Consider the following 10,034-nt stretch of genomic DNA (forward strand, 5'->3'; position numbering starts at 1 on the left):
AGACGATTCCATGGATGGACGTGAGGTGCTGGAAATTACAGAACCAGGTTCCAACTGGAATTTTGCTTTAGAGATGGCAAGCAGCATGCAGGAATCACCAACTGCCAGTCAACCGACTTCAGGAAGTTGGATTTTCACTTCAATGCATCGCTCGCAGCTGTCAACTTGGCCAAAGCGGCATGTAAGAGGCTCGGAATAGCCTATTCCATATCCTCTTGCAAGTCTTTCATACACAATGCTTATATGCTTGAACGATTTATTTGCGTGTTCGGGATTAACCCAGACCCGCAAGTTATTGACAAACTTTTCAAAGAACTCATTTTATTTACTGCCAGAGCCGCTTAGGCTTGGCGAATTTTTAACGAACTATTGTAATATGAAGTCTATTATATTTATTTATGCAGAGCAAACATCAAATTATCATATATTAAGTTGTTAAAAACAGGTAAGCTGTTTTTTTTGAATGGTAGATAGCATGTTCTTTCCAAAAATCGCTAACTTTGTCTTAACTTCATGTTACGCTTTAAAAACAGATGAGTTATGATATATCCGATTGGCATACAAACTTTTGAAAAAATAGTCAAAGACGGTTTTGTTTATGTAGACAAGACAGATTTAATTTATTCTTTGGTAACCCAAGGACAGATTTATTTTCTGAGCCGTCCCCGACGTTTCGGCAAGAGCCTGCTGCTCTCTACGCTTCGTGCTTATTTCGAAGGGAAGAAGGAATTGTTTGCTGGCTTGAAAATCGATGCGTTGGAACACGACTGGCACGTGCACCGGGTGTTCCATTTTGATTTTAACGGAGTTGATTTTACAATGCCGGGTGCCTTGCACCTGAAAATAGAGGGATATCTGTATGATTGGGAAGAAGAATTTGGAATCAGTTCTGGAGTCGACACCAATCTGGGTTCCCGTTTCAATCGTATCTTGCAGGCTGCTGCCGAGCAGACAGGGCGAGGGGCAGTGGTCTTGGTGGACGAATACGACAAGCCTCTGCTGGATGTGCTGGAGAAAGACCCGGAGCTGCTGGAACAGAACCGTGAGATTCTGAAGGCTTTCTATTCGGTGTTTAAACTGGCTGACGCTTCGCTGCGTTTTGTCTTCCTGACGGGTGTCACCAAGTTCTCGCAAGTCAGTGTGTTCAGCGGTTTCAACCAGCCCAAAGACATCAGTATGTTCGATAAATACGAGGCTCTATGCGGCATCACGGAAGAAGAACTGCATACCCAATTTGCAGAACCTATCCGGGAAATGGCGGCATCGGAAGGCTGCACGGAAGAGGAAATGCGTCAGCGGTTAAAGCGGCATTACGACGGTTATCACTTCAGCAAAGAGATGACGGACATCTACAATCCGTTCAGTGTTTTGAATGCGTTCGACAGCCAGGACATCCGCGACTTTTGGTTTGCTTCGGGCACACCGACGTATCTCATTCGCCTGATGAACCATTTTCATGAAGGGATTGATCAGTTGTCGGGTATGTATTATTCACAGGATGAGTTTGTGAATTATAAGGCAGATACAGAATATCCGTTGCCGATGATTTACCAGAGCGGCTATCTCACCATCAAGGATTACGACAAACGCCGGAAGACCTTCCTGCTGGACTTCCCCAACAATGAGGTTAAAAACGGTTTTCTCACCCTGGTGGCTTCCAATTATCTGAAGATAAAGGAGAATGTCAGCAACTTGGCACAGGACTTGGCGTTTGCTTTGGAAGACGGTGAACTGGATTCCTTCCGCCAGATGCTGACCTCGTTCCTGGCCAGCATTCCCTATACCATGCGCCGCAAGGAAAGCGAGCCGGAAAGGGAACGCTATTTCCAGTATACTTTCTACCTGCTGCTCCGCCTGATGAGCGTCTATACGGTCCTGGTAGAAAAGGAGCAGAGTGAAGGTCGGGTGGATGGCATCGTGGAGACACCGCAGTGCGTGTATATCTTTGAATTCAAGCTGGATGGCACGGCTGCCGAAGCGCTGAAGCAGATTGAAGCGAAAGGGTATGCCCGTGAGTATGAAGCGGGTGCCCGTCAGGTGGTGAAAGTGGGTGTGAGCTTTTCTTCCCAGACGGGGACGATTGAGGAATGGGAAGTCCGGAAATGATATCTCATAATCTGGAAGTCCTTGGTTCAAGCCCAGGCTAGTCTACATTGAAAATCAGTCATTTGCAAGCAATCGCAGATGCCTGATTTCGTTTATGGTGACCTTCAGGTGACCTTTTTAAACACAAAGTACGCACAAATGGCAAAAATGTGGGATACGAGAACACCGCAAGAAAGCAAGTTTAAACATATTCTACAACACATTCCGGTGAAACACCCCCCATCCATAAGCATACTGAAAAAAACATTTTTCTATATTTGCCACATCACCAATCGGCAACAAGCCATTAAACACACATGCCTATGGAACAACAAACAATGACCGGTTCGGGACTCTATATCCGCAAGTATCCATTCCTCCCCGCACCGGCAGCCGTTGCCCTATGCTTCGGACTGCTTTGCCTGTCCGCACTCAGCTCGTGTACAGGGTGCAGCTACAACCACGAAAAGGCAATGGGAAGCATAGATAATATTTGGGGAAAAGTAGATACACTGATGGCCAAGACAGACCGATTTTTGGAAGAACATCTGCCGGAAGAACCGCCTATAGACTACGAAAAAGAGGGGGTGAATATGAAGCACTTGTTTGTATTTACAGATACGACAATGACCTACAACGGCAAGCCGTTCATGCCGGGAATGACAATAGGAGAACTGTGTGAGATATTCGGACATTACGAGCGTCTTGCGGAACCCGGAATATTTATATGGGATTCGATGGGAATCATTATGGTATCACACGATGAAAGCGGAAAAGACAGTGCCCCTGTAAGCAGAATAATGATTAACTGGAATATAGATTTATACGGAGCTATAAGCGAGGACAATATAAAATGGCTAAAGAACCGTTGTCCACGCCAGTATTTTACGGGTAAAATGATTGTCGGTGGAGCGGTTTTGGGCAGAGGTATGCACATGGATGATTTTCTGAAAAAAACAAATCTGAAATTCAATAACAATCCGTTCCCTCTGCTTTACTATTGTCATCTGCATGACTGGGACTACACCAAAGCGCCTATACACCGCAGAGAAAAATATTATACCTATAGAATCAGGAAGTCTGAAGACGGTAATGATATTGAAAACTTTGATATTGCCATTAACTCACGAGGTTTTGGTGACCCACCGTACGAAGGTCCTGAATATGAAAAGTACATAAACCACCTTGATTAAAACATAGTTATCATGAAAATACGAATCAACCTCTCAGTCTATCTTTAGGAAATTAATCCGATATTCCGGGCAAACAGGTTCGATTGATTCATTATGCCGCCCCCAAAAAGAAGGAGGGCGTGTTTTCCGACTCCCTGACTATTTCCGACTTTTCATGACTATGGCTGACGCGTTCCGTACACGCATGGAAAATTGCGTTATCTTGCACCCGAAATCATAAAAAAAGATTATGGAACTGACACTTATTGAAACGAACGCGTATCTGGAGCTAAAAAGAAAGCTCAGCACGCTGTCGGTACAGATGGCCGACTTCCAAAAGAAAATCGCTCCGTCCTCACCGGAAAAGTGACTTGACGCACAGGAGGTATGCCTGGCCCTCGGCATCTCCAAAAGAAGCCTGCAGAACCATCGGGACAGGGGACTGGTCCCTTATTCGAACATCGGAGGAAAATGCTTTTACAAGGAAGCGGATATCCGGCAAATATTGGAAGAAGGCCTCATTAAAAAAAGAAGGAAATAATGGCGGAAATCATTACAAAAGATTCGGAGGAGTTCAAGGAACTGACCGGATGGATGAAAAAGATCGGAAAATCGTTGGAGGCGGCGACGGCAAGGATACGTCCCGCCATCGCGGACGAACATTACCTGCAGGGGGAAGACGTGTGCGAAATGCTGCACATCTCAAAAAGGACCCTGCAGACGCTGCGTGATGAAGGAGCCATACCCTATACCACCATCGGAGGGAAAATACTGTATCCTGAGAGTGCCCTGTACGAGACCTTGCGGAAAAACTACCGGAACTACAGGCAATACGCCGGATAACCGGCCGTAAAGAAAAAGAAGAAGGGATGCTTATCCGGACTCGCCGGGTACAATCGCCCGTGATTGCGTATAACTTATAAAAAGATAGCCGCCCCAAAATATGGACGGCTATCTTTGCGTTTTTTTCCATCTGTCGGATAAGCATCCCTTCTTCTTAGTTGGCCAGGCGGAACATTCCGCCGATCTTCTCACGCATCCTGTCCGTGTCCTCACCGATTTTTGGATTGATCAGCTCGGCGTAGACCTGCGTGGAGATGATGGTCTTGTGCCCGAGGACTTTCTGCAGGGTTTCAAGCGGCATGCCCTTGCTCAGGGCCAGGGTCGCAAAAGTATGACGTCCGACATGCGGGCTGACGCGGACACTGCAGCCGACCTTCTCGCCGATACGTTTCAGACTGTCCTCCATACTCCCTATTTCCCCCACGGGGAACACCCTGTCCGAAGAGACCTTGAATTCGTTCACCCCCTGTATTTCTCGATCAGCTCGACGGCTATCGGGAGCAGCTTGACAACATAGGGTGCCTTGGTCTTCACACGGTTTCCAACCAGCCAGGTGTTCCCGTCCGAATCCGTGTGGACATTCCGGTAAGAAAGTTCCTTCAGGTCGGCATGGGCCAGGCCGCTGAAGCACATGAAAACAAACATGTCCCGGATGGCCTGCTGCCGCCTGTAGCTCAGCTTGACGCTGATAACGCGTTGCAGGTCCTCCTCCGAGAGGAAAGGACGTTTCTTGTATTCCGGCTTGCACACGAACTTCTTGAACGGGTGCTTGTGGATCCATCCCTCGTCCATTGCCAGATACATCAGCCATTTCAGTGTGTTGACGCGCTCGAAGGCCGTTGACTTGGCCAGCCCGCGCACGGAAAGCATCCAGTTGTAATAGTTCTTGATGAAATCCATGTCCAGCGACATCAGGGGGATATCCTCCGTACCCAACTTGTCCTTCAGGTAACAGGACAGACACTTGTACTCGTCCACCAACCCCCGATAGGTGCTTTGGGCTTTCGTCTTGCCGATCTGCCGTTTGTAATCCCGGATCTGGATATTGAAGATCTCCATCAACGAATGGATCTCCTCGCCAAAGCCGTTATAGCGGTCATAGACCTTCTTGACTGTCAGGAACGAATCGTGGTCCGAGAGATATTGATAGTGCTTGCCGATCTGTGCCTTGATGTTCTCCAGCTCCCGGTTCAGCCGTCTTGCCTCCTCGGATTTGCCTTTGGCACAGTTGCCTTTGGCATCCCAAAGGGCAAGGGGAACATCACGCTTGCAGCTGAAACTCGCCGTCGTTCCGTTGACGGTAATACGCCCCATGACAGGGACACGGCCATTTTTTATGGCCTGGTTCTTGGTGTAGAACAGAACTCGAAAGGTACTCCTCATAACTCGATTATTTTTGTTACAAAATTACTATTTATCGAGTTGTTTTAAGCTATGAAGAATAATGCAAACAATTGAAAAATAACCGCTTATATTGTCTGTTTTATAGACTTGGACAAGGTGACGATTAGGTAACGTAACTCATGCTCAAATGTGCTTTTTGTAGCGTCGTTTTTCAAATGGAAGTGAAAAACAATCCCATTAATTCGCTGAATTCAAGCGGTGTGTCGCCATTATGCAACTATTTCTAAAAATCTCCGACTTTTTTAAAAAACATCACGTTCTTTTGGAGCAAACTTGCCGGTCGGAGAAGGAGGCTTTGGCAGAGAACCAGTAAAAAATTAGCTAAAGTCAAGTCTGTGAGGCTTTTTCTGCCTGAAACTTTTCTTTTTTGCAGGAAAGATTTATCTTTGGCACCGTTAAACTTAAAAAGGAAAAACACTATGAGTCTTGAAAAAACATTGGTTATATTGAAACCATCTGCCGTACAACGTGGCTTAATAGGAGAAGTTACCTCTCGTTTCGAACGTAAAGGCTTGCGTCTGGCAGGTATGAAAATGATGCAGCTTACAGACGAACTTTTGAATGAACATTATGCGCATCTGGCAGGAAAGCCTTTCTTTCAGCGCGTAAAAGAATCGATGATGGCATGTCCGGTAGTTGTTTGTTGCTACGAAGGAGTAGATGCCGTTCAGATCGTCCGTTCGATGACAGGAGCTACAAACGGCCGTGTTGCCATTCCGGGTACAATACGAGGTGATTATTGTGTAAGTTCTCAGGAAAACATTATCCATACATCCGACTCTCCCAAGACGGCTGCAGAAGAGGTAAACCGTTTCTTTAAGCCCGAAGAGCTGTTCGAATATAAACAATGTACACTACAACACCTTTATTACGAAGATGAGTATAAGCTTGTATAGCAGCTTGTTATAGAAAATAGAAAAATAAAATGCAGGAAATCGTTCAGATTTGCCTGCATTTTATTTGGTCAATTCAAATAAAGATTATATTTTTGCACCCGCAAACGAAAGGAAATGCACTCTTAGCTCAGTTGGTAGAGCAACTGACTCTTAATCAGTGGGTCCAGGGTTCGAATCCCTGAGGGTGTACTTTCAGATGAAGTTGCACGGGAAATTTGACAATTTATAGTGGATGCACTCTTAGCTCAGTTGGTAGAGCAACTGACTCTTAATCAGTGGGTCCAGGGTTCGAATCCCTGAGGGTGTACCAGGTCGTGAGGCAAAACATTGAGAAGTCCTGAAAACTTGACCGGTTTTCAGGACTTTTTTTATTATTCCTATACACTATCGTTTTTCAGTTAAAGTTTATTATGCCTTCTTTTAAAGAAGGGAAAAGAGGAAGCTTTTCTGATATAATCTTATACATTTGTAGCAGAAAACTGGTAAAGCAGGAAACTGCATAAGAAGAGAGGCAGTTTTTAGAAAACGATCGTAAGAAATAAATGTAATGAAATCAAAGCGATTGATAGGGCTATTGCTGTATACAGCATTGCCGGTTTGGGCCTTTAGTCAGATAAAAGGAACAATAGTAGACATCCATCAACAACCGGTAGAAGGTGCGACCATTGTCATGCAACTACTGGATTCAACTTATTTAGAGGCTACCATCTCTGCGGCCGACGGTACATTTATGCTTAAACCGGAGCCGGAGAGTTATCAGCTTATTGTCCAGCACTTACTTTATCAGACTAGACAAATAAAAGGTCGGGCTCATGATGTCGGCATCATTACATTGGAGCCGAAAGACTATAATCTGGAGGAAGTGGTAATTAAGGGTGAAAGACCATTGGTTAAAGTAGAAGACGGGCGGCTTGGATATGATCTTTCGGTACTTTCTGAGAAACGGGCTGTAAACAATGCATACGAGGCTATATCCAAACTACCGGGGGTACAGGAGAGTAACGGGACTCTTTCTCTTGCAGGAGCTAGTTCTCTTACAATTGTGATGAACGGCAAGCCTACGACTATGACAGCAGATCAGCTGGAAACATTGCTGCGTAATACACCGGTAGATCGTGTAGAGAAAGCAGAAGTCATATACAGTGCCCCTCCTGAACTCCATGTGCGTGGAGCTGTCATCAATGTGGTGATGAAACGCTCAAATGACTATTCATTTCAGGGAGAGTTGAGCACATACTATCAGAACAGATATTTCAGTAGTGGCGGTGCGAATGGTAATTTCCGATTATCTACGCCTAAAGTAACTCTGGATGTAATGTATGGGGCCGACAATGCCAAAATAATGGAATATACGGACTTGTTCTCCAGACATACATTAGGCGATAAGGTTTATGAAATAACTCAAAATGAGAAACTAAGTACCAAAAGCTGGATGCATAATGTAAGAACGGCTCTGGAATACAATATCAATGAAAAGAATCGTCTGAATATTGCTTATACCGGAAGTTTTACTCCCGACAGAAACGGTCGTAGTATAGCAGACGGAAGTTTTCAGCAATCCACTCTCGATAAATTTACAGAAAATAAGATGCATAACATAGCTGTACAATACAGTTCCGGTTTCGGACTCGAATTAGGCGGTGATTATACCCGATTCACTTCTGATAATAACCAGACAATGTTAACACAGCTTACAGATAATAGTGAAAACGCATATACCCTGACCGGCGGCAGCGTATTGACCGTTACTCTGTTTATGCAGACCAGAAACATAGTCTGCCCAATAATTGGGGTATAGGTTACGGTGTTTCCTATCTCTATACAAAAAACTACGATTTTCAGACTTATAATAATGTGACAGGTAATATAAAACCTGAAAATACTGATGCTAAGCTGGAAGAGCAGACAACTAATTTCTATTTCTCGCTGAGCAAGAATTGGGCAACAGGGACTTCGTTCACTGTTTCGGCTACTGGAGAATATTATACTATTGGCAATTATCACAAATGGGCGGTTTATCCGCAAGCCTCGTTGACATATCTGAAAAGTCCGCAACATATTTTCCAGCTATCCCTGTCAACAGACAAGACATATCCTGGTTACTGGGATATGCAGTCTTCAGTCACCTATCTGAATGGATATTCTGAAATTCAGGGAACGCCTGGTTTAAGACCTATGACGAACTATAATCTGAATGGAAACTATATATTGAAACAGAAGTATATCGTTGGCCTGTTCTATAAACATACATCCGATTACTTTGCCCAGTCTCCCTATCAGGCAACCGACCGGTTGGCATTGATATACAAGAACACTAACTGGAACTATATGCGTATGATAGGAGCCAATATCATTGTACCGTTCAGTATGGGGAACTGGTATGATGCAAGGCTTACACTTGTAGGTATGCAGGCACGACAGAAATGTGACCAATTTTTTGACATACCTTTTGATCGTAAGAAATGGGTATTTGTCGGAACACTTGATAATACCTTCAAGGTTGGAAAGAACCTTTCGTTTGAACTGACAGGGAACATACAAACACCTTTCGTTCAGGGAACGTTGGATCTTGCAAGCACATTCAATCTTACAGCCGGAATGAAGTGGAACTTTGCCAAAGACAAATGTACACTTACGGCACGTTGCAGTGACATCTTTAATTCCGGCATGCCGGATATGAAGGTTCGCTTCAAAGGTCAGTATTTGGATATGAACAGTTCTTTCTACACCCGTACAGTATCTCTGAACTTTACATACCGTTTTGGCGGATATAAAAAACAGGAGGTAAAAGAAGTAGACACTTCACGGTTCGGGCATTAAAAAATAATCGACTTACTACATTAAAGACTTGTTATAGTCAAATATTAGGAACTAATTGATTAATTAAAGATGCTGAATATTTTCAGTATCCAAAGATTAAGAGTAAGTTTATTATCCAATACTTCGGTAAATTTTTACCGAAAAATTAAAAGTTAAACAATAAAACCGGCAAAAGTCGGTTCGGAAACACTAAAGAGGTCATTGAAATGTTGTCTAAAACGAATGGTTAAGCATGAAGAAATGTGCTGAAAAAAATGTGCTAACCTGCTGATAATAAAGGTAAAAAAGTATTGCATAATTCGCTGGTTTTTTAGTAAATTAGAAGTCTCTCAACTCTTCTGATTATGACTAAAGAAACACTCCTTATGCAATACCAATCCGAGTGCCTGTCGGCTCTCAAATCAGTAGCGAATATACAAAAACCTTTTGAAAAAACGTTCATGGACACCATGAAATTATTCATGGCCATCCCGGATCGTATAAACTTCCTCCAATTGGGCAGATATGGCTGTTTCTCAGAACAGACTTATCGTAACCTTTTTGAGCATGAAACTTTCGACTGGTTTGCGTTCAACGGCTCTATCATCAGCAAGCATCTCACAGGCAAAAGAAAAGCCATCGCCATCGATCCTTCCTATATTCCCAAATCAGGCAAGAAGACACCTTGGATAGGTTACTTCTGGTCTGGTTGTGCAGGAGAATACAAGCGTGGACTGGAAATCATGGGCATCGGTGTCATTGACATCGACAATCATGAATGCATGACTTTAGGTTCCATTCAGACGCCGGATTGTAAGACCTTGGATAATATGGA

The 10,034-nt window shown here is 44.1% G+C and carries 5 protein-coding genes, 2 tRNA genes and 4 pseudogenes; 10 read left to right on the forward strand and 1 reads right to left on the reverse strand.

Features of this window, described 5'->3' with window-relative positions; translation table 11 throughout:
• The 5 genes and pseudogenes from BACCOP_RS21495 to BACCOP_RS19050 all read left to right on the forward strand — a co-directional run.
• Window positions 1-345 (forward strand): annotated as a pseudogene (locus tag BACCOP_RS21495) (transposase); the annotation flags it as partial.
• Between the two features lie 195 nt (window positions 346-540).
• A complete protein-coding gene (locus BACCOP_RS19035; protein WP_007572042.1) occupies window positions 541-2,106 on the forward strand; it encodes an ATP-binding protein in 1,566 nt (521 codons plus the stop codon).
• Window positions 2,107-2,408: 302 nt separating this feature from the next.
• Entirely contained in the window at window positions 2,409-3,278 is an 870-nt protein-coding gene (locus BACCOP_RS19045; RefSeq protein ID WP_007572046.1) for a DUF7738 domain-containing protein, read from the forward strand.
• Between the two features lie 349 nt (window positions 3,279-3,627).
• A pseudogene (locus BACCOP_RS20185) lies at window positions 3,628-3,798 on the forward strand (helix-turn-helix domain-containing protein); the annotation flags it as partial.
• Entirely contained in the window at window positions 3,798-4,100 is a 303-nt protein-coding gene (locus BACCOP_RS19050) for a helix-turn-helix domain-containing protein (protein ID WP_007572051.1), read from the forward strand. The pseudogene BACCOP_RS20185 and the gene BACCOP_RS19050, both read left to right, overlap by 1 nt.
• 154 nt (window positions 4,101-4,254) lie before the next feature.
• Here BACCOP_RS19050 and BACCOP_RS19060 read toward each other — a convergent pair.
• A pseudogene (locus tag BACCOP_RS19060) lies at window positions 4,255-5,483 on the reverse strand (site-specific integrase).
• A 440-nt stretch (window positions 5,484-5,923) separates the two neighbouring features.
• On the opposite strand from BACCOP_RS19060, the gene ndk reads away from it, so the two are divergent.
• The 5 genes and pseudogenes from ndk to BACCOP_RS19085 all read left to right on the forward strand — a co-directional run.
• Window positions 5,924-6,400: a nucleoside-diphosphate kinase gene (gene ndk / locus BACCOP_RS19065; RefSeq protein WP_007572064.1), complete on the forward strand. Its 477-nt coding sequence runs from the start codon at window positions 5,924-5,926 to the stop codon at window positions 6,398-6,400.
• 116 nt (window positions 6,401-6,516) lie between these two features.
• Window positions 6,517-6,589: transfer RNA gene (locus tag BACCOP_RS19070), tRNA-Lys, on the forward strand.
• Between the two features lie 45 nt (window positions 6,590-6,634).
• Window positions 6,635-6,710 (forward strand) — tRNA-Lys (locus tag BACCOP_RS19075).
• Window positions 6,711-6,947: 237 nt separating this feature from the next.
• Window positions 6,948-9,220: pseudogene (locus BACCOP_RS19080) on the forward strand (TonB-dependent receptor domain-containing protein).
• Window positions 9,221-9,564: 344 nt separating this feature from the next.
• A partial coding sequence (locus BACCOP_RS19085; RefSeq protein WP_007572067.1) for a hypothetical protein occupies window positions 9,565-10,034 on the forward strand: 470 nt, incomplete at its 3' end.

The organism is Phocaeicola coprocola DSM 17136 (genome assembly GCF_000154845.1).
Classification (GTDB): Bacteria; Bacteroidota; Bacteroidia; order Bacteroidales; family Bacteroidaceae; genus Phocaeicola; species Phocaeicola coprocola.